This window comes from Ihubacter massiliensis (genome assembly GCF_024125305.1).
Taxonomy (GTDB): Bacteria; Bacillota; Clostridia; order Peptostreptococcales; family Anaerovoracaceae; genus Hominibacterium; species Hominibacterium faecale.
In genome coordinates this window covers 665,193-686,473 of record NZ_JAMXVH010000001.1, presented here as the reverse complement: position 1 = coordinate 686,473, position 21,281 = coordinate 665,193, and the positions used below count along the sequence as shown (strand labels likewise).

The window sequence follows — 21,281 nt, the reverse complement described above, 5'->3', positions numbered from 1 at the left end:
GGTTATTCTCCTTCTTATATGTAAATGTAGATTGTGTTTCAAAAACAAAAGAATCCCGACATGCCGTCGAGACTATAATTCACACCCTATCTGCGATAGGGGGGTGCCCTGTTTCCGCCTCTGCCTTCCGCTCGAAGGCGGCTTGACATCCGCTGACAAAAACACCGGGCTCCCAATGTCAATACGTAGGTTGAATTATAATATCTCAACGAACACTTCAGGATTTAATACTATTGTATGCTTTTTCTGTTCAAATAAACATCAATGGTCTTGCCAAATCCAGGTATGCGTCCTAAGATGCAATTACTCTGTTTTGATCCCTGCTGTAGCTGCCTCTATTATAACAAATGGCACTTAGTTCTTCAAGGTCAACTCGGCATTTAACGGGAATCGGTTCAACGTAATTAATTATACGAGTATGTTCGATGGATTGCAAGGGGTTTTCGAATTTTATCATCCAAACAATTTTGCATATTCCGATTTTGCATTGGCAATGTGATAAATAAGGATCTTATCCTTCATCGGCCCTTCTCCGCAGCTTTTTTCTTGCATCTGCAATGCTGATACCAGCTGAGCCGTTCATTCTTTCCTGCTCTGCCTGTCACACTTTTTCCCGCAGCTTTAACAACTGCTCTCTTTTTTCAAAAGCATCTATGCTCATCAGAACCATATCGCCTTCCCCATTTTTGTAATATAAATCGGCTCTTTGCTTTCATGTGCTAAAAGAGAAATTTTACTGTACTCATTCCGCAAAGCAGTTGATGGTTTTATAATCATATCCAAGCCTCCTGTGCATTTTCTTTTCTACAAAAAACCTCCTTGCCCGATACAATTCCTATCAAGCAAAGAGGCGAACTAAGCGGTATTCTTCAAAACGCCCGCATATGCGGCGTAATTAATCTTCCAGCTCAACCGTGCAGTTGTGATAAACCTTCTGCACATCGTCGTTATCTTCCAGCATCTCGATCATCTTTTTCAGGTTCTTGATGTCGTGCTCTTCTGTCGGCGTGGCCTCTACAGACGGCAGATACTCAATATCCGCGTCTACGAACTCGTATCCGGCGGCTTTCAACGCGTCGCTGACATCGTTAAAATCATTAGGAGCTGTCAGAATTTCATAGCAGTCGTCGTATGTAACCATATCGTCCATACCAGCTTCAAGAGCAGCCTCCATCAGAACATCTTCATCAATTTCATCGGTTTTTTCGATTACGATTACGCCTTTTTGGTCAAACATATAGGACACACATCCCGGAGCGCCCAAGTTGCCGCCGAATTTATCAAAGGCATGCTTCATGGCTGCGGTTGTCCGATTCTTGTTGTCAGTCAAAACATCCACGATCACCGCTACGCCAGCGGCCCCGTATCCTTCAAATCTGCCGTTTTCATAAGTCTCTCCAGCCAGTTCGCCGGTTCCTTTCTTAATGGCTCTTTTAATATTATCGTTAGGCATATTAATACTTTTTGCCTTATCAATCGCATGCTTTAAAGCGACGTTATAGTCCGGATCGCCTCCGTTCTTTGCCGCCACTGTGATCGCTCTTGCATATTTTGTAAAAACTGCAGCTCGTTTCGAATCCTGTTTTTCTTTTCTTCCTGCAATTGTACCGTGTCTTCCCATCAAGACACCTCCTTCGTATATTATTAACTTATATAGTATAACGTAGAATGGCCTATTTTTCAATAGTCTTTTCAATTCCGGCTCAGTCGCCGCGCATGATCATTTTAAAAAGAGGCTGCATAAGAGCATGCAGGCGCCCATATACAGCCTCTTGATCCGCTTTATTATTTTGCAGTTTCTTCCAGCTCCTCAAAGCCACCATTTCCCGTTTTTTCCATATTTTTATATGCGGTAGCCATCATCAACTTAATACGATTCAACTGGTTAACATCGCTGGCACCCGGATCATAGTCAATGGCAGCAATGTTTGCCAATGGATTGCGCTTGCGCATGGCCTTCATCATACCTTTTCCTGTTACATGGTTGGGCAGGCAGGCAAAGGGCTGCATACAAACGATGTTTTCCACGCCGCTGTCGATCAAATCGACCATTTCGCCGGTCAGCAGCCAGCCTTCTCCGCATTGATTGCCCAGAGAAATGATTTCGCTGGCTTTTGCTGCTATATCTTCAATATGCATCGGCTCCTCAAAACGCACGCTGGCGCGCAGGGCCTCCCGAGCCGGCTTACGGAAGTACTCGATTGCTTTTATGGCACCAGCATTAAAGAGCATGGACTTATAGGTTCCCGACAAATGTTCAAAATTAAATTTCTTACTATACATTCCATAGAGGAAAAAGTCAACCAAATCGAGAACAACTGCTTCGCCGCCTTCCCGCTCAATCGTACCCACAATGTCGTTATTTGCGTTGGGGTGGTATTTCACCAAAATCTCCCCCACTACTCCAACCTTGGGTTTTTTAACATCACGGAGCGGCAGTGCGTCAAAGTCCTTAACAATTTCTTTTACAAATTTTTTGAATTTATGCACGCTTCCGGTATAGATGGTTCGTCTGACCAATCTGGACCACTTTTCAAAGAGAGCGTTAGCCGAACCGAGCTCTTCTTCATAAGGCCTGGTGGCATACAGCACCCGCATGAACACATCCCCGTAAACCATGGCCATCAACATACGTTTAATCAGTCCGGCGCTCAGCTTAAAGCCGGGATTGGATTCCAGCCCGGCCATATTAACTGAAACCACCGGAATTTGTTCCATATCCATATCCTTCAAAGCCTTTCGCAGCAAGGACACATAATTGCTGGCTCTGCAGCCTCCTCCGGTCTGGCTCATGAAGACCGCGGTCCGATCCAGATCCACCGCTCCCGATTTGAGATAAGAGATAATCTGCCCCAAGGTCACGATCGTTGGATAGCAGGCATCGTTATTTATGTATTTCAGACCTTCATCCACTGCGTTTTTATCAACGGTGGGAAGCAGAACCGCATTATATCCTGCCTTCTTAAGCGCAGTTTCCATAAATTGAAAATGCATCGGTGACATCTCCGGTATGAGCAGCGTGTAATCCTTTCGCATTTCCTTTGTAAAATATTTACGTTTATACGGCTCTCTGTTTTCAATATGCTGAATGTTATTCTTTTCCCGCTCATCCATAGCCGCTTTCAACGAACGGATTCGAATTCTGGCAGCCCCCAGGTTAGAACCCTCATCAATCTTCAGTACCGTGTAAAGTTTGTTGTTTTTCTTTGTAATTTCTTCCACTTGATCGGTGGTTACGGCATCCAGACCGCATCCGAAAGAGTTCAGCTGCACCAGCTCCACATCATCGGTGGTTCCGACAAAAGTTGCCGCTTTATACAGACGGGAATGATACATCCACTGGTCCAGTACTCGCAGCGGCCGGGCCAGTTTGCCCAGATGGGCAATGGAGTCCTCTGTTACGACAACCATATCAAAGGAGCTGATAATCTGATCAATTCCATGATTGATTTCAGGGTCCAAGTGATATGGACGTCCGGCCAGAACAATGGCTTTCTTCTTATGGTCTCTGGCGTATTTCAAAGAATATTCGCCTTTTTTCTTCAGGTCGTCGCGGAATCGCTTATCCTCCTGGCGGCCCCGCTTCACAGCGTATTCCACATGGGTTCTAGTAACGCCGCTCCGTTTTAGGACTTTATACATTTCTCTTGCCAGAAATTCATCGTTATCATAGGGAATGAACGGATGGGAGAAAGTAACGCCGTTTTCCTCGAACACATCGTCCATGTTCCCGGCTATTACTTCCGGGTAAGTCGCTACAATTGGGCAATTATAGTGGTTGGGCGCTGTTGGGTCTTCTATGCGCTCATAGTTGATACTGGGGTAAAAAATCCATTTCACCCCTTGATCCACCAGCCATTTGATATGCCCGTGAACCAGTTTTGCCGGATAGCAAGCCGTATCGGAAGAAATGGTTTCCATACCGCTTTCATACAATTCTTTGCTGGACGGAGGAGACAGCTGCACCCGAAATCCCAGTTCCGTAAAAAATACAAACCAGAAGGGATAGTTCTCATACATATTCAAAACCCTCGGAATGCCGATGGTGCCTCTGGTAGAATCTTCTTCTGTCAGCGGCGTATAGCTGAACAGCCGTTTAAACTTATATTCATACAAATTGGGCAGTTTGTTTTCCTCGTTGGTCTTGCCCTCGCCTTTTTCACAGCGGTTTCCGGTGATAAAACGGCTTCCGTCGTTGAATTTATTGATTGTCAGCAGACAATTGTTCTCGCAGCCTTTGCATCGGGTGTGGGTATTTTCTACGGTAAACGAATCCATTTCATCCATTTTGAGAATAGACGATTCCGTATCCTTAACATAATTTTCCCTAGCGATGACCGCTGCACCGTATGCGCCCATGATCCCCGAAATATCTGGACGCACCACATCTTTACCGATAATCTTTTCGATACTGCGAAGTACTGCATCGTTTAAGAAGGTGCCTCCTTGAACGACAATTTTCTGCCCTGCATCTTCCGGATTTCGCAGTTTTATCACTTTATATAAAGCATTTTTAATCACACTGTAGGAAAGGCCGGCGGATATATCTCCAATGGTAGCACCTTCCTTTTGTGCCTGTTTTACTTTCGAATTCATAAAGACCGTGCAGCGAGTCCCCAGATCAACCGGAGCCTTGGCAAACAGAGCTTCTCTGGCAAAGGTCTGTACATCCATATTTACTGATTTAGCATACGTTTCGATGAAGGAGCCGCACCCTGATGAACAGGCTTCATTGAGCATGATATTGTAAATGGCATTATCTTTGATCTTCATGCATTTCATATCCTGGCCGCCGATATCGAGAATAAACTCAACGCCCGGAAGAAATTCCTCCGCACCCTTATAATGGGCCATGGTCTCAATTTCACCCAAGTCAACCTTAAAGGCCGCCTTGATCAGGCCTTCCCCGTATCCGGTAACCGTGGAGTTGGCAATGAACGCATCCTTGGGTATCATGGCGTACAACTCCTTGAGCATCATCATAACGGCTTCAATGGGCTTTCCTTCATTATTTTTGTAGAAGGAATAGAGCAGGTGCTTTTCGTTGTCAATGAGCGCCGCCTTGGTAGTCGTAGAGCCGGCGTCAATTCCAAGGAACAGTTTGCCCCTGGCCTTTTTGATGTCTTTTCGTTTGATGGTATCCTTGCGATGACGGTTTACAAACTCTTCATACTCGCCGTGATTCTGAAACAAGGGTTCAATATGACGGGTATCGGACAGTTCTGACTGATCAGCTTTCTCAATCCGTTCTACGATCCCAGTCAGGGGGGCTTCCTCATATTTGTCTGCCGTCATAGCAGCACCAATGGCTACAAAATATTTGGAGTTTTCAGGAAAAATCACATCTTCTTCCGAAAGATCCAGCGTTTCGATGAAACGGCGTCTCAACTCAGACAAGAAAGAAAGCGGTCCGCCTAGGAATGCTACCTTGCCTTTGATCGTCCGCCCACAGGCCAATCCACTGATCGTTTGATTGACCACTGCCTGAAAAATCGAAGCAGACAAGTCCTCAATACCAGCCCCTTCATTAATTAGCGGCTGAATATCTGTTTTCGCAAATACGCCGCAGCGGGCGGCGATGGGATAGATCATCTTCTGGCTCTTTGCAGCTTCGTTAAGTCCAGAAGCATCTGTATTGAGAAGCACGGCCATCTGATCGATAAAGGCTCCCGTGCCGCCGGCGCAAGTTCCATTCATACGCTGCTCAATCGTCTGACCATAAAATGTAATTTTTGCATCTTCCCCGCCCAGCTCAATTGCTACGTCTGTCTGGGGAATCAGGGTCTCCACTGCCCTGCTGCAAGTTACAACTTCCTGCTCAAACGGAATCTGCAGCAGCTGGGATAGAGAAAGGCCGCCCGAGCCAGTTATGACAGAACTTACCACTGCCTGAGGATACTGGTCGTGGAGGTCCTGCAGCAGCTGGACAACCGTTTCGAATACATTGGACATATGCCGCTCATAGCGGCTGTATATAATTGTTCCGCTTTCATCCAGCAGAACTAACTTTACTGTTGTTGATCCTACATCTATACCTAATCTCATAATTACCTCATTACACATGAAACTATTTTAGGGTATCATAGCCTGTATGCATTGCCGCAGCAGGTTTCTCACAAATTTTTTATATTTGCTGCAGCATAAAACAATGCGTCTATTATAGCATAAAAACCTACGGAAGTCCCTACAATTTCGTCAAAAACTACTTATATATATACCCGTTCTTTCAGCTATAAAACAAATTAATCAAGATTGAGGTCTATTATAGCACAGGCTTTTTCATTTATGTTATACTAATTTTTGAGAATAACGAAGGAGTTTTGTATGAAAAGCACAATACGAAAAAGTACCTATCAGGCTATTTACCGGCTGCTGGACCGGGTTTCTCCCATTGAATCGGACTGCGGGAAGCTATGCGGCGCTGCCTGCTGCACCTGCGGCGGAGACAGCGATGATGATGATTTTAAGCTGGGAATTTATTTGCTTCCCGGGGAAGAAAAGTTATTCACACAGCAGGAAAACTGGCTTAAATGGTCGGAAGAACTGGCTGAAGACTTTGATTTCCCCGACTCCTGGTTTGGCAAAATCTATTTTATACGTTGTAAAACGCCGCCACTATGCCCCAGGAAACATAGACCGCTCCAATGCCGTTTTTTCCCCCTGGCACCCCACTTAAAAAAAGGAAGGCTGCACTTGATTTTATCTACAGTGCCCCTTCCCTATTCCTGCCCTTTGATTGAGCAGGAGATCGTCCTCAGCCATTCTTTTATCCAGGCTACTTATACAGTCTGGACGCATTTGATTGAGGATCCTCTCATATATGATCTGGTACGTATGGATTCCGAGGACCGGGAAGCTGACGGCGTCCCCATTAAAATTCTACGTTGAGGATGCGGGCGATTCGTTCGCATCCAGTCTGGCAATATCTTTTTTGAAAATATGGCGCATGGCGATAATACTGAAGACAATTCCCATTACTTCTGCGATGGGGAAAGCGTACCATACCATTTCCAATCCTCCTAATCTGGCCAGCAGCCACGCCAGGGGCAGAATTCCAATCATCTGGCGGATCAGCGATGCCCAAAGGCTCATGACGCCGTGCCCCGTGGCCTGGAAAAAGGACGATGCCAGGATACCAAAGGAGGCGGGAATAAAACAGAGACTGATGGTCCGCAGCGCCGGAATCCCGATTTGATACATACCTTCGGAGGCATTGAAAAGACTTAAAAACTGACGCGGGAACAGCTGAAATAGAATCAAGCCCACAGTCATAATCACAAATGCTATCAAAAAGGCCACTTTAAATGCCTTTGTCAGACGTTCTTTGTCCCTGGCTCCGTAGTTGTACCCCATTACCGGCAAAGCACCTTGGTTGAGGCCGAACACCGGCATGAAGATAAAGGATTGCAATCTTCCATAGACACCATTTACAGCAACTGCCGTTTCAGAAAGACCTGCCAAAATAGCGTTGAGCCCAAATTGGAGAATGGAAAGCATCGCCTGCATTAAAATAGCCGGAAGACCTACCGAATAAATATCCCGTATTACGTTTTTTTCCATCTTAAAGCCGCGAACTTTTACAACCACTTGATGGTCCTTTCTAAACAGAAGAATTTGTCCCAAGATCATGGAAAACAGTTGTCCGATGATCGTAGCTACCGCTGCGCCGGTAACACCCATTTGGGGGAATGGGCCGATTCCAAAGATCAAAATCGGATCCAGAACAATGTTCGTTGCGGCTCCTACTATGCTGCAAAGCATTGGAAAGAGCATATTTCCAGTTGCCTGAAGAATCTTCTCGGTTGTAACTTGTACCAATACAAAAATCGAACCAATTGTAATGATACGCATGTAGTCAATCCCGTTCTCCACAATATAGGGCGTATCGGAAAGAAAATTCATGTAAATGTTGGAAAAAATGATTCCGATTAAGGCAAATCCAATCCAATTGAAAAAGGACAGCCGGTAACCGCAGCTTGCCGCCATATTGGCTTCTTCAAAGCGTTTGGCTCCCAATCTTCTGGAGATGAGAGAATTGATGCCGACGCCGGTACCGACGCCAACTGCGATAAGCAGCATCTGCACAGGAAAGATGTAGGTAACCGCAGACAAAGCCTGCTCACTGATCATCGACACAAAGATACTGTCGACAATGTTATAAAGCGCCTGAATCAACATGGATAAAATAGCTGGCCAGGGCATAGTCGCAATCAATTTTCCGATCGGCATAGTGCCCATCTTGTTTCCCTGAATCTGTTCACTCATAAAAAATACCTCCTTATCACAAGGAGATATTATATTACGATTTGAAACAAAATTCAACAAAGTTTCCTGTTTATTTGTATAAAAAAAACTTTACAGATTTCTAAAAATTCCAAAGGCCAGCAGAAATGCGACCATTATCCAGCATCCCCGCTGCTGCCACTTGCTCAGCTGCAAACCGCCCAGACGTATGTACCGCAGACTGAGCGAGATCAACAGATACGCAAGAAAGGGGAGGCAAAGAAAAACTGCTGGATTCCAGGAAAATGCGGCGGCAAAATCAAAGCGCAAAAGGGCAAGACACATCCGTGATACTCCGCAGCCTGGGCATTTAAGGCCCGTGGCCTGATTAAAAATACAAGGCAGCCACCACCCCCAGTGAACAGCTCCGTATGCAAAGATTAGGCCTGCCGAAAGGAGGCTTCCCCAGATCAAAGCAACTTTTCTGCAGCGTTTTCTGCCAGACTCCATCATGCTAATAAATCGGGTGAATTTTATTCATCTCGTTTTGGGATAAGGCCAGCACAATGATGTTAAATCCGAACAATTCCAGGATCAAGTACAGCACATTGCTGTCATGGCCGGTAACGATGCCCCTTTCCGATTTGATCGTATCCAGTTTTTCCCCCATTTTAAACGCCCAATAGATACCATAGATGTTGCAGGTGATCAGGCTGAGCAAAAAACAGGCGATACCGGACATATCCGCAGCGTATTCCGGCTTTTCCCGATTCACCTCGTCAGTCAGCACAACAAACCAATAGATCGAATAAATGCCGCAGGTTACAATCGATAATACAATCGATAAAGCTATGTTTCTGTTCATTTCTGTTTCTATCCCTTCTTTTACTTACTAATCCTATGATACGTTCCAATTATAGATTGATGCCAGTTCTTATGCAAGAAAAATCAGGAATTATTAATAATAATGTCATAATTTTTACATTGCTCCGTGGAAAGTCCGCTTGATCACTTCTTCCTGCTGCTCTCTGCTGAGGCGCACAAAGTTGACGGCGTAGCCGGATACACGGATCGTTAGAGACGGATACTGTTCCGGATGCTCCATTGCTTTTTTCAAAAGCTCTTTTCGCATCACATTCACGTTGAGATGATGAGCTCCCTGGCAGAAGTAACCGTCCAGCAGCGACACTAAATTGTATTCCTGCTGTGGCGCATCCTTGCCCAGTGCTTCCGGGACAATGGAGAAGGTATTGGAAACGCCGTCCTGGCATACGGTGCGATATGGAATCTTTGCAACGGTATTGAGCGAAGCCACTGCACCGTTCACATCTCTTCCGTGCATCGGGTTTGCTCCCGGCGCCAGCGGTTCTCCATATTTTCTGCCGTCCGGTGTGTTCCCGGTCTTTTTCCCATACATGACATTGGAAGTGATGGTCAATGCTGACAGCGTATGTCTGGCATCTCTGTACATCGGATGCTTTTTCAGCTCTGCGGAAAAATGCTTAACAATTTCAATGGCAATATCGTCGACTGCATCGTCGTCATTTCCGTATTTGGGGAAATCCCCTTCTACTTCAAAATCAACGGCAACGCCCTGTTCATTGCGAACCGGGCGGACTTTTGCAAATTTAATCGCAGAAAGCGAATCCGCTGCACAGGAAAGTCCTGCGATGCCGAAAGCCGTCAGCCTTTCAACGTGGGTATCATGCAGGGCCATCTGGCTTGCTTCATAGGCGTATTTATCATGCATATAATGGATCACATTCATAGTATCCACATAGAGCTCGGCAACATAAGCAAGTACTTTCTTATAGCTGAGCATAACTTCGTTGAAATCCAAAACATCGTCGTATTCAAGAGGCTTGATTTTGGGGATGACCAGATCGCCCGTCAGCTCGTCCACGCCGCCGTTGATGGCATAGAGCAGGGATTTGATCACATTGGCCCGGGCGCCGAAAAACTGCATCTGCTTGCCCACGCTCATGGCGGAAACGCAGCAGGAAATGGCATAATCGTCGCCGTAAACAGGGCGCATCACGTCATCGTTTTCATACTGGATGGAATCGGTCTCAATACTCATCTTGGTACAGTAGCGCTTGAAATTTTCCGGAAGATTCTGGCTCCAGAGCACGGTCAGATTGGGCTCCGGCGCTGTACCGAGGTTTTTCAGGGTATGGAGATAACGGAAGGAGTTTTTCGTAACCAGCGTTGTTCCCTTTACGCTCATACCTCCGATGGCTTCCGTTACCCAGGTAGGATCGCCTCCAAAGAGTTCGTTGTATTCGGGGGTTCTCAGATGGCGCACCAAGCGCAGCTTAATGACAAACTGATCGATCAATTCCTGGGCTTCTTTTTCCGTCAGCGTCCCCCGCTCCAGATCGCGCTGGATATAGATATCCAGGAAGGTGGACGTTCTTCCCAAAGAAGTGGCCGCTCCGTTGTTCTCCTTAACACCGGCCAGGTATCCCAGGTACACAAACTGTACGGCCTCACGAGCGTCGGCCGCAGGCTGGCTCAGGTCGATTCCATACTTTGCAGCCATGGCCTTAACTTCTTTCAGTGCGCGCACCTGCTCGCGGAGCTCTTCCCGGATACGGATCAGCTCATCGGTCATCGGACCGTCGGCCATCTCAATATCCTGCTGTTTCTGCTCGATCAGATAATCGATGCCGTAGAGCGCAATTCTCCTGTAATCGCCGATGATCCGGCCTCTTCCATAGGCATCGGGAAGGCCGGTCAAAAGGCCGTTATGTCTTGCAACCTTGGTTCGATTGGGATAAGCATCGAACACACCTTCATTGTGGGTTTTACGGAATTCATGAAAACGCCGTTTGATTTCCGGATTCATTTCATATCCGTACTGCTCCAGGGCGGATTCAGCCATACGGATACCGCCGTAGAGGTTGATCATGCGTTTGAGAGGAGCATCTGTCTGAAGTCCTACGATCACTTCGTTTTCCTGATCAATGTATCCCGGCTTAAAGTTATCGATACCGGAAACTACGTCAGTTTCTACATCATAAATACCATGTTCGATCTCTTCCAGCAACAGCTCTTTGCATCTGTTCCAGACTTTTTCCGTTCGTGCGGTGGGTCCTTCCAAAAAAGAGTCGTCGCCGCTGTAGGGCGTTACGTTTTTTTGAATAAAATTCCTTACATCGATCACGTGTCTCCAGTTTCCGCTATTAAATCCTTCCCATTCTTTGCGCATGTTATCTTTCCCTCCATATAATCGATCAAAATAGAAAAAGCCGCACCATCCGGGCTTTTTCTTAGCCCAGACGGTCGGCTTTAGTTCACGATCATACTCCATGTGGTTTTTTCCACTTCCGTCAGTCATATGACTTTTTGAATATACTATATCTTGGGGGTTATTGTCAAGAAATTTTATGTGAATATTGTTCAAAATTTCCTACGGCTGCGGCTGCTCAAAGTTTTCTGAGCCAAGCAAACGCTTCATCTTCGGCCATTGGTTTGGCAAACAGGAATCCTTGGATCAAATCAATTCCGCATTGGCTGACAAAGCGTTCTTGTTCCTCTGTCTCTACGCCTTCCGCTAATACCTGCATCCCCATTTCGTGGAAAATTCTTGTAATACTTCTGACCATCATCGCGGACTTTTTACTATTCATGGCAGCCCAAATCAGGCTTTTATCCAATTTTACCGTATCCAGAGGCATGGTCATAACAGATACAATATTGGAATAGCCTGTCCCGAAATCATCCAGCTCCATGCGTACACCTTTTTTCTGCATACGCTCTGCGAACTCACTGACGCATTTAGTGTTTTCCAGCAAAATGCTTTCGGTTATCTCTATTTTGATCTTGTTAAAAGGAGTACCGCTGCTGGTTATAATTCCCTCCACCCGGTCCGCCAAATCTATCTGTGAGAACATATGCCCGGAAAAATTCACATGGACCCCTTCAAAATTAGGGTTTACTTCTGATATTCGATTGATGAACCGGCATGTCTTTTGTAAAACCTGATAGGTGATATCGACAATGATCCCCGTATCCTCTGCAATGGGAATAAATTCGTTGGGATACAAAGGACCAAGAGGCGAATTGGGAATTCGCAAGAGGGATTCGGCAACCACATATTGTCCGGTATGATTCGATATGATCGGCTGATAAAAAACAGAAAAGGTGTTTGCTTCCAGGTTTTTCTCTAAAATAGTGATAATCTGTGATCGCCTGCGCACTGCTTTCAGCATCTCCTGACCGCAGTAATACGCGCCTGCCCGCTTGCTGTCTTTTGCCTTGGCTACTGCATATTCAATGCCATTGATTAAATCTTCGACAACCTTTGCGCTTTGAGGATAGCGTACGATACCGATGGCTGCCGGAATGACACAGCTGTTTTCGTCTACTGACCAGGGTTCCTGCATACGGGCGGTCAGGCTCTCTACAATCTTTTTTATGTCTTGATCGCTTGTCCCTTGACAGAGCAGAGCAAATTCATCTCCTCCGTAACGATATAAACAATGCGGTTGCGCTCTTTTAATTAAAAAGTTTCCAATTTCACGTAGAAATCGATCCCCTGTATGCTGGCCGTATGTATCGTTGACGCGGCGAAAGTCCCTCAGCGAGAGTACAATGAGGGTAAAATTTCGCGATTTTCTCGTCTGCAATTCCAGCATTTTGAGGAATTCCTGCCTGTTGGGCAATCCGGTTAAATAATCGGTGGAATTCTGTTTGTTCTGCAAATACAAATAGATGATCAGCAGCGCGCAGGTGGCGGCGGATCCGGACAAAATGACGGTGGGATAAAGCTGCTGAACAATGATGACCAGCACTGCGATAATGGGAAAGGTGGCCAGAATTTTTCTAATAATGGGGTCCACCTGTTTTCTTCTGACAAAAGCGACGGTGATCGCTGCCAGGCAGTAAATGTAGAAGATCAGGTAAGTGGTTATGATCAGGGGTCCCTGGAAATATGCGCCGGATGCGTCGATGTGAAACAGCTCTTTGCAGAAGGGGTTGATCAACACCAGCACCAAGTAGAAAATTCCTGGAATAGATGTCCATTTCATGATTTTAAGGGCGTTTCCCTGGCCTTCGAAGACTGTTGCGATGGTATAGAAAAAGTAAGCCATTCCCATCAGAGGAGTGGCGATGAAATAGATGGTCGTCACAAGCCAGGTCAAAAGATTGATGGAGTGCTCCGGGTATGAAAGCATTGCGGTCGATAAAATGTTAAAGCCGATCGCGCAAAAAGTCGCTGCGAAACAAAAGTAGAACAAGCGGTTTTTCAGCGATGGGACCAAGCTGCTTTTTCGGGAATAGAACCAAATGATAAGCAAGTATACGAGTGAAATACATTCTGCTGCAATATTCCAATGCATTGGGCACCTCTTTTACCTCTTTTGATATGGATTTACGGAGCAACTGCACCAACAAAAAAACTTCTAGAATCATGATTCTTCTCTAGAAGTTTACCATACTAGGCCTTTATTTTCAATCTTTTATAAGTTTCGGGCAGCCCGTAAGCCGGGTTCTGTATTTGGCAATCATCTATCTCGACGTACTGTCACCAGCACGCTCCAGCGACCTACCTCTCGGGCGGCGACGGGCAGCCGCCTTCTTTGCCCTATTTGGTCTTGCTCCGGATGGGGTTTACACGGGAAATATGTTACCATACCTCCCGGTGAGCTCTTACCTCACCATTTCAACCTTACCACGGCATTACCCGTTTCGGCGGTGTGTTTCTGTTGCACTTTCCCTATAGTTACCTACGCCAGACGTTATCTGGCATCCTCGCCCTATGGAGCCCGGACTTTCCTCATACACCCAGGTGGTGCACGCAACTGCCTGGACTACCCAAAACTTTGTTTATTATATCATTTTCAAGGAGCTTATGTCTACCAGATTTTCATTTTACAGCATCTCAAAGGGATCGATATCCACATCGGATGCCAGGACCTGTATCTGCCCGCCGGTCTTTTCGATTAATTTATCCGCAAAATTACCGGCAAAGGATTTTTCCGTTCCATAATGGCCGGCATCGATCACTGCCAGGCCAAGGGCTTTCGCCTTCTGGGCATCGTGGTATTTCAAATCGCCTGTGACAAAAAGCTGACATCCATTGGCCGCGGCCAGCTCCATCAAATCCGCACCGGCTCCGGTACAGATGCCCACTGTTTTAATTACCGAATCCGGTTTGCCCACTGCACGGAATTGCTCCGGATCCATCTCCAGCTTAACAGATAAAAGATCCAGCGCCTCAACCAGCGTCATTTCCTGTTCCAGCTGCCCCACCCGGCCGATCATATCCAAATCAGCTCCGCTGCTGAACCCGCTGGTATCTTTCAGGCCGATCAGCTCCGCCAGAAAATCATTGTTTCCTCCATCCAGCTTATCAAAAGGTGTATGGCAGGAGTAGACGGAAACCCCCATATTCAGCAGCCGGACAATATAAGCGCCTACCATATCCCGATAGTCGATGGATTTCAGGCTGCCAAAGATCAAAGGATGGTGGGTGACGATTAAATCCACGCCTTCTTCATCCGCTTCCTCGATCACCGCATCCGTGATCTCCAATGTGGTCAATACACTGTGAATTTCCACAGGACCGGCAGCAAGCTGAATGCCGCTGTTATCCCAGCTTTCCTGAGTATCGGGCGATGCGATTTCTTCAATTTTTGCAACCACGTCTTCCAATTTCATTGCCATCTAAACACCTCCTAAAAGGGATTCTAAATACAAAATCCTGTTTTCTGTAAACAACACCTTCTCTTCGTCAATCGATATGCTTTTCTTCAGGCCTTTTAAAATATTCCGTTCAATGGACCGCTTGTTTTTAATGAAAGCCTCAGCCAGCTCTCCTGCAGAACTGATCCAAGGGGGAACCTCGTATTCTATAGCCTCGGGACCGCAGCCTTCCATTGCCCGGGAAATGGGGGAATGATTTCCCAAACTGCCCGCTTCCGGAACTGCGGTGATGATTTCACATATATATTTTCCTTCCCGAACCAGGTTTTCCCGAATGATAAAAAAACCGTTGTTCACCAGCCACCATCGCAGCCTGCCCTGTCCGCTGCGCGGCTGAAAAACAAGTTTACCAAAGCTTTTGGACTTGTCCAGATCCTTGGACAAGATTTCAGTCATCAGAATTCCGCCCATACCAGCCAGGACCACCGCATCCACCTCGCCTTTTTCCAGAACCTGAATACCGTCTCCCAGACGCAGGTCGAAAGTCATGTCCGGGTAAAGAGCTGCGGCATTGCATCTGGCCTTGTCCAGCGATCCTGCGCTCACGTCCGCCATAATCACGTTGGGGCTGATCCCGTTTTCCCATAAATAAATCGGCAAAAAACCATGGTCGGTACCAATATCGGCCATGGTTTCGTTTTTCTCAATTTGGTCTGCAAGGATTTGCAGTCTATCTGTCAGTCTGATCATATTTATTCCAGATAATCCTTTAACTTTTTACTCCTGCTTGGATGACGCAGCTTGCGCAGCGCCTTTGCTTCAATCTGCCTGATTCGTTCCCTGGTAACATCGAACCGCTTGCCGACCTCTTCCAACGTGCGCGCACGACCGTCTTCCAGACCGAAACGAAGCTTGAGCACCTTCTGCTCCCGTTCGGTCAACGTATCCAATACTTCCACCAGCTGTTCCTTCAGCATGGAAAAGGCTGCGGCTTCGGCCGGAGCGGGCACGTCCTCATCGGGGATAAAATCACCTAAATGGCTGTCCTCTTCCTCGCCGATCGGCGTTTCCAGAGAAACCGGTTCCTGTGCGATTTTGAGGATTTCCCGAACCTTTTCTTCTGAAATACCCATTTCTTCAGCGATTTCCTCAGGTGTCGCCTCTCTGCCCTTTTCCTGGATCAGTTGGCGTGAAACGCGGATCAGTTTATTGATCGTCTCAACCATATGCACTGGTATACGGATCGTCCTCGCCTGATCCGCAATTGATCTGGTGATTGCCTGCCGTATCCACCAAGTAGCATAGGTACTGAATTTGTAGCCTTTTTTCCAGTCAAATTTATCCACGGCTTTAATAAGTCCAAGGTTTCCTTCCTGAATCAAATCCAGAAACAGCATACCTCGTCCTACATATTTTTTCGCAATGCTGACAACAAGACGCAAATTGGCCTCACACAGTTTCTGCTTCGCTTCTTCATCACCATCCTCCATCCGCTTAGCCAGCTCAATCTCTTCCTGGGCAGTAAGGAGGGGTACCTTGCCGATTTCTTTTAAATACATCCTTACCGGATCATCCACTGCGATTCCTTTTGGTATCGTCGCTTCCAGATCGATCTCTTTTGTATTGCCGCTCTCAGCAATGACCGCTTCTACATCCGGATCTTCGACTTCCTCACCTTCCAGTTCGCTTAACTCGATATCATCCGGTTCCACCTCGGAAACGACTGCGATTCCCTTCAGAATGAGCTGTTCGTACATGTCATCCATATCCTCTTTGTCCAGCTCAATATTACCCAAATGGTCGGAAATCTCCGTGTATGTTAATGAACCCTTTCCCTTTGCCTTGGCAACTAGCTCATCGATCAGCTGCTGTTTGCTTTTCACTTGTTCCTGCTGCACTTCCTGCTGCGCTTCTTTTTTTGCCATATGCCTATCTTACCCCCTACCGTTTTTCATCATCTTCTGGATATTCATAAGTTCTTGTGTCAACTCTCTGATCATTTCTTTATTTTCTTCTTCGTCTGCCATGGAAAGCCGCATGATGAGCTCCTGCTCCTTCTGAGTCAGTTCTTTCATCCGAATCGTCTCTAAACAATCGGCAAAAATCTTCTCTTCCTTATGTGCCAGACGCACATTTTCCAAAATGTTTTTTAAGATCTCCGCATTGTTTGTTTCCAACCCGTCTGCCAGCTTTCGTACATCAATTTCTTCATGTTCTGCATAAAGCTCTTTGATCCCCTTATATATGCTCTGTCCGCAGACAGTCGTGAATGCGATGTTTTCATAAGGCAGCAGTTTTGGATAATAACTGCTGTTTCTCAAAATCAGCTTAATCATATTTTTTTCCAGCATGGTGATATCTTCCGGCGCTGCATCGGCACCTTTTCTGTTGGCGGCTGTTCGCTCTGGTGCCTGCTTTTCACTAGTATTGCCAGTTATTTCAAGTCTTATAGCACCTTCTGATATTTTTGTTTCCGCTGCCAGTTTTTTTATGTAGATATCCGCTTCCACAGGACTGAGCATCCTAAGAATCTCCGCTGCTTTTTTTAAAAAATCTACTCGGCCTTCTGTGGAATCTAAATCGTATTCCTGCCGCAGAAGGCTCAGTTTATAGTCCGCATAAGGCAGCGCCTGCGCCACCAAATCCAGAAAGGCCGCTTTCCCATTCTTCTTTACGAATTCATCGGGATCCTTTCCGTCAGAGACGTGGAGGACCTTCACCCTGCAGTTTTCCCCATACAGGATGTCCAATCCCCGCAGAGCCGCCTTTATTCCAGCCTGGTCGGCATCGTAGGAAAGAACCACATTGTCCGTATAGCGTTTGAGCATCTTGGCTTGATTTTCAGTCAATGCCGTTCCCAGCGAGGCGGATACGTTCCGCACGCCGCTTTGGTACAGAGAAATCACATCCATATAGCCTTCCACCAGAATGGCACAGTCTTCCTTGCTGATTTCCTGCCTGGTTATATTCAGGCCGTAGAGATTGTTTTTCTTCAGAAAAACCGAAGATTCCTGGGAGTTGAGATATTTGGGACTTCCATCACCCACGATCCGGCCCCCGAATCCGATCACTTTGCCGCTGGTGTTCATGATCGGGAACATCACACGGTCTCTAAACTTATCATAATATTTACCCTTAGACTGGGAAATCAATCCCAATTCCAGGAGTTTTTCTTTTTTAAATCCCAGCCCGGTCAAGTACCGATACAGACTGTCCCACTTATCATCCGCGTAGCCAATGCCGAATTTGTTGAGAATTTCCGGTGTGATCCCCCGGTTCTTCATATACGCGTAGCCTGGATTGGCGCTCTGCCTGAGGGCTTTGAAAAAGAATTTGGCCGCTTCCCTGTTGATTTGATAGGATTCTTCCTTGTTTTCATTCTTGTGAAAGCCTCTCTGTATGGTAATGCCGTATTCATCGGCCAGCTTTTCGATGGCCGGTATGAATTCCAGCTGATAATACTGCTGTACAAAACTGATCACATCGCCAGTAGCTCCGCAGCCAAAGCAGGTATAAATTTGCTTTGTTTCAGATACAACAAAAGAAGGTGTCTTTTCATTGTGGAACGGACAAACACCTTTATAGTTGCTGCCCGCCTTTTTCAAGGGGACTACGCGCCCGATAACATCGACAATATTACACCTGCTTTTTATTTCGTCAACTGTATTATTTCCTGCACCCACTTTTGCTCCTCATAAAAAACTTTAATTAACATAATCTTTTTCGACAAAAGTATGCAGCTTCCTTTTTTTCCATTAAAATTTTTTTATTTATTTCCACCCTTTGGGTACAAACAAATCTGTATAGAGGTTCATTGCATAACGGTCTGTCATTCCCGCAATATGATCCTTGGTAATTTCAGCTAGTCCGAATTCGGGAATCAATTCCTGCAGATCCTTGGGCAGCTGGCCCGGATTCTCCAGATAGTATCGATAAAGCGACTCCAAAATGTTCTTTACTTTTTCAAGATCCTCATCTTTTTTAACTCGATTGTTGTGATACACATTTTCAAACATGAAATCGCGCAGCAGATTCATATGTTTGAAACAAGACTCGCTCATGGAAATATGGTCCTGATCAAAACTGCTGTTGATTAAATCTGTAACCAAGGTGTTTATTCGAGCTCGATGGGTCTCCCCCAGCACTTGAATGCAATTCTTCGGCAAATCCTCGGCTGTGATGACTCCGCTGCGAAGCGCGTCATCGATGTCATGATTAATATAGGCCACCCGGTCGCTGATTTTGACGACCTGCCCTTCCAGCGTATATGGTATGCCTGGGCCGGTATGATTAAGAATACCGTCCCGAACCTCCTGCGTAAGGTTCATGCCCCGTCGGACGCCGTTGCTTTCCAAGACATCCACCACCCTCAGGCTCTGCACATTATGACGAAAACCGCCTTCGTACAACTCATTTAAAACCTTTTCCCCATTATGTCCAAAGGGCGTATGTCCTAAATCGTGTCCCATGGCTATAGCCTCGGTTAAATCTTCATTGAGTCCCAGGCTTCTGGCAATGGTTCTGGCAATCTGCGAAACTTCAATGGTGTGAGTCAGCCTGGTACGGAAATGATCTCCTTCCGGGGCTAAAAAAACCTGAGTTTTGTGCATCAATCTGCGAAAGGACTTGGAATGGATAATTCGATCCTTGTCTCTCTGATAATCCGTTCTGATTGCGCATTTTTCCTCAGGAGTCCTGCGTCCCCTTGTTTCCGCCACTTTGGCGGCAAAAGGGGACATTATCTCATATTCACGTTTTTCAATTGCTTCTCTCGTAATCATCTGATCTCCTATATAAAGAACTGAATGATCCAAACGGAAAGACCTCCTAAAATCATGGTAATCGGCAGCGTCACCACCCAGGCGATGAAAATGTTCTGCGCGATCCCCCATTTGACGGCAGAAATTCGTTTAGCGCTGCCCACACCCATGACGGCCGTAGTGATGACCTGGGTCGTACTGATGGGCGCTCCCATGAAGGACATGCTTTCAATAACAAGAGCGGATGCTGTCTGAGCCGCAAAACCGCTGGCAGGCTGAAGTTTGGTCACACCGCCGCCCATGGTTTTCATAATTTTCCAGCCGCCTAAAGAAGTTCCCAGAGCCATCATGAAGGCACAGGCACACTTCACCCACAAAGGCACACCGCTGCCCGGATCAAGAACACCTCCTGTGATCAGCGCCAAAGTGATGATTCCCATAGTTTTCTGAGCATCGTTGTTGCCATGGGAAAAGGAAACCAGTGCTGCCGAAAAGATTTGCAGTTTGGAAAATACACGGTTGGCTTTAGCCTGAGACCAGCTAGCAAATAATCGAAAAATCAATTTCATGAATCCAAATCCGATGAGGAGGCCGATAAACGGCGATGTAAACAATGGAATAATGACTTTTTGCATGACTCCTCCCCATAGAACATGATCCGTGCCCATAGTGAACACAATTGTAGCGCCAATCAGAGAGCCGATCAGCGCATGGGATGAACTGCTGGGAATTCCTTTCCACCAGGTAAATAGGTTCCATATAATCGCGCCGATCAGCGCGCCGAAGATCACGTATTGTTCCAGCGCCACATCCACAAGGCCGCTGGATATGGTCATCGCAACCTTTTCGCTGACCATAGCTCCCACCAAATTCATGACAGCCGCCAGCATGATCGCTTTCTTAGGCGTAAGAGCCCGGGTATATACGGAAGTCGCAATGGCATTTGCCGTATCGTGGAATCCATTAATAAATTCAAAGACTAATGCACACAAAACAACGCAGGCTAAGATTCCGCTAAGCATATTTCATTACCACTCCTTCAACTATGTTTGCTACATTTTCACATGAGTCAAGGCTCGTCTCCAGCTGCTCATAAAGATGCTTCCATTTGATTAGTTCAATTGGATTCACTTCTTTTCGAAACAGCTCGGTCAGTGCTTTTCGATATAAGAGGTCTCCCTCGTTTTCGATTCGGTTCACTTCAATGATCTGTTCGTGAACCACGCTGTTTTTCTTCACTTCCGACAGGTGTTTAAAGAGAACTTCCAGTTCCCGGATCGCCTGCATTATGTACGATGCCATTGTCAGGCATTCCGGTTTGAGCTTTTTTACATCGAATACGATAAACCGGTTTGCCACTTCCTCCAAAGAATCTACGATGTCATCCATTTCTTTGGTAATGTCATAGATGTCTTCTCTGTCAAAGGGAGTGATGAAGGAAGCGTTGAGCGCCGTCAGGATTTTGTGGGCCTGCATATCGCATTCTGTTTCCAGAACTTTAATTCCGGCAACTTTATCAGCCACGTCTTCGTAATTGGAAACTAGATCTAAAAATGACTCTCCGACTTTTACAATCTTGCTTGCAAAGTCGATTAGCAGCTGAAAAAATTCGTCTTCTTTTTTCTTAACACCGATCATTTATCATTC

Annotated in this window: 15 protein-coding genes, 2 other RNA genes and 1 riboswitch; of the genes, 1 reads left to right on the top strand and 16 read right to left on the bottom strand. The window is 46.2% G+C overall.

From position 1 onward, the window contains the following. Positions 1 to 48 precede the first annotated feature (48 nt). The 3 genes from ssrS to NIA71_RS03050 all read right to left on the bottom strand — a co-directional run bounded on the left by ssrS (position 49) and on the right by NIA71_RS03050 (position 6,045). A non-coding RNA gene (gene ssrS, locus NIA71_RS03065) (6S RNA) lies at positions 49 to 227 on the bottom strand. 668 nt (positions 228 to 895) lie between these two features. Beyond that, complete coding sequence (locus NIA71_RS03055; RefSeq protein ID WP_148395098.1) at positions 896 to 1,621, bottom strand: YebC/PmpR family DNA-binding transcriptional regulator; 726 nt, start codon at positions 1,619 to 1,621, stop codon at positions 896 to 898. 164 nt (positions 1,622 to 1,785) lie between these two features. Next, positions 1,786 to 6,045, bottom strand: coding sequence for a 2-hydroxyacyl-CoA dehydratase (locus NIA71_RS03050; RefSeq protein WP_253019660.1), 4,260 nt, complete (start codon positions 6,043 to 6,045; stop codon positions 1,786 to 1,788). Between the two features lie 279 nt (positions 6,046 to 6,324). Between NIA71_RS03050 and NIA71_RS03045 the strand changes: the two genes are divergently transcribed. Beyond that, positions 6,325 to 6,888, top strand: coding sequence for a hypothetical protein (locus NIA71_RS03045; RefSeq protein WP_148395095.1), 564 nt, complete (start codon positions 6,325 to 6,327; stop codon positions 6,886 to 6,888). Here the strand turns inward: NIA71_RS03045 and NIA71_RS03040 are convergent. The 13 genes from NIA71_RS03040 to NIA71_RS02985 form a co-directional block, all read right to left on the bottom strand. Continuing rightward, complete coding sequence (locus NIA71_RS03040) at positions 6,880 to 8,265, bottom strand: MATE family efflux transporter (RefSeq protein ID WP_253019659.1); 1,386 nt, start codon at positions 8,263 to 8,265, stop codon at positions 6,880 to 6,882. The two genes, NIA71_RS03045 and NIA71_RS03040, sit on opposite strands and share 9 nt — an antisense overlap. A 90-nt stretch (positions 8,266 to 8,355) precedes the next feature. Then, entirely contained in the window at positions 8,356 to 8,733 is a 378-nt protein-coding gene (locus tag NIA71_RS20035) for a DUF2752 domain-containing protein (protein WP_227755282.1), read from the bottom strand. Positions 8,734 to 8,737: 4 nt separating this feature from the next. Further along, complete coding sequence (locus NIA71_RS03035) at positions 8,738 to 9,088, bottom strand: DUF4234 domain-containing protein (protein ID WP_148395089.1); 351 nt, start codon at positions 9,086 to 9,088, stop codon at positions 8,738 to 8,740. 114 nt (positions 9,089 to 9,202) lie between these two features. Continuing rightward, positions 9,203 to 11,434 carry a formate C-acetyltransferase gene (pflB, locus tag NIA71_RS03030; protein ID WP_227755283.1) on the bottom strand — a complete coding sequence of 744 codons (2,232 nt, stop codon included), beginning with the start codon at positions 11,432 to 11,434 and terminating at the stop codon, positions 9,203 to 9,205. A gap of 57 nt (positions 11,435 to 11,491) precedes the next feature. Beyond that, a riboswitch (ZMP/ZTP riboswitch) is annotated at positions 11,492 to 11,573 on the bottom strand. A 78-nt stretch (positions 11,574 to 11,651) separates the two neighbouring features. Next, the gene (locus NIA71_RS03025; protein ID WP_227755199.1) at positions 11,652 to 13,568 is read right to left on the bottom strand and encodes a GGDEF and EAL domain-containing protein; all 1,917 of its coding nucleotides are present in this window, start codon (positions 13,566 to 13,568) and stop codon (positions 11,652 to 11,654) included. A gap of 126 nt (positions 13,569 to 13,694) precedes the next feature. After that, an RNA gene (gene rnpB, locus NIA71_RS03020) (RNase P RNA component class A) lies at positions 13,695 to 14,046 on the bottom strand. A gap of 54 nt (positions 14,047 to 14,100) precedes the next feature. After that, positions 14,101 to 14,895 carry a Nif3-like dinuclear metal center hexameric protein gene (locus NIA71_RS03015; protein WP_253019658.1) on the bottom strand — a complete coding sequence of 265 codons (795 nt, stop codon included), beginning with the start codon at positions 14,893 to 14,895 and terminating at the stop codon, positions 14,101 to 14,103. Further along, entirely contained in the window at positions 14,896 to 15,624 is a 729-nt protein-coding gene (locus NIA71_RS03010) for a tRNA (adenine(22)-N(1))-methyltransferase (RefSeq protein ID WP_148395071.1), read from the bottom strand. It lies immediately after the preceding gene. A gap of 2 nt (positions 15,625 to 15,626) precedes the next feature. After that, a complete protein-coding gene (gene rpoD / locus NIA71_RS03005) occupies positions 15,627 to 16,799 on the bottom strand; it encodes an RNA polymerase sigma factor RpoD (RefSeq protein WP_148395069.1) in 1,173 nt (390 codons plus the stop codon). Positions 16,800 to 16,808: 9 nt separating this feature from the next. Then, a complete protein-coding gene (dnaG, locus tag NIA71_RS03000) occupies positions 16,809 to 18,557 on the bottom strand; it encodes a DNA primase (protein ID WP_148395066.1) in 1,749 nt (582 codons plus the stop codon). An 87-nt stretch (positions 18,558 to 18,644) separates the two neighbouring features. Continuing rightward, positions 18,645 to 19,655 (bottom strand): deoxyguanosinetriphosphate triphosphohydrolase, encoded by a 1,011-nt coding sequence (locus NIA71_RS02995; protein WP_148395065.1) that lies wholly within the window; start codon positions 19,653 to 19,655, stop codon positions 18,645 to 18,647. Positions 19,656 to 19,663: 8 nt separating this feature from the next. Then, a complete protein-coding gene (locus NIA71_RS02990) occupies positions 19,664 to 20,656 on the bottom strand; it encodes an inorganic phosphate transporter (RefSeq protein ID WP_148395063.1) in 993 nt (330 codons plus the stop codon). Beyond that, on the bottom strand, positions 20,649 to 21,272 hold the full coding sequence (locus tag NIA71_RS02985; protein ID WP_148395061.1) for a DUF47 domain-containing protein: 624 nt from the start codon (positions 21,270 to 21,272) through the stop codon (positions 20,649 to 20,651). The genes NIA71_RS02990 and NIA71_RS02985 overlap by 8 nt, the downstream gene beginning before the upstream one ends. Between the last annotated feature and the right edge of the window lie 9 nt (positions 21,273 to 21,281).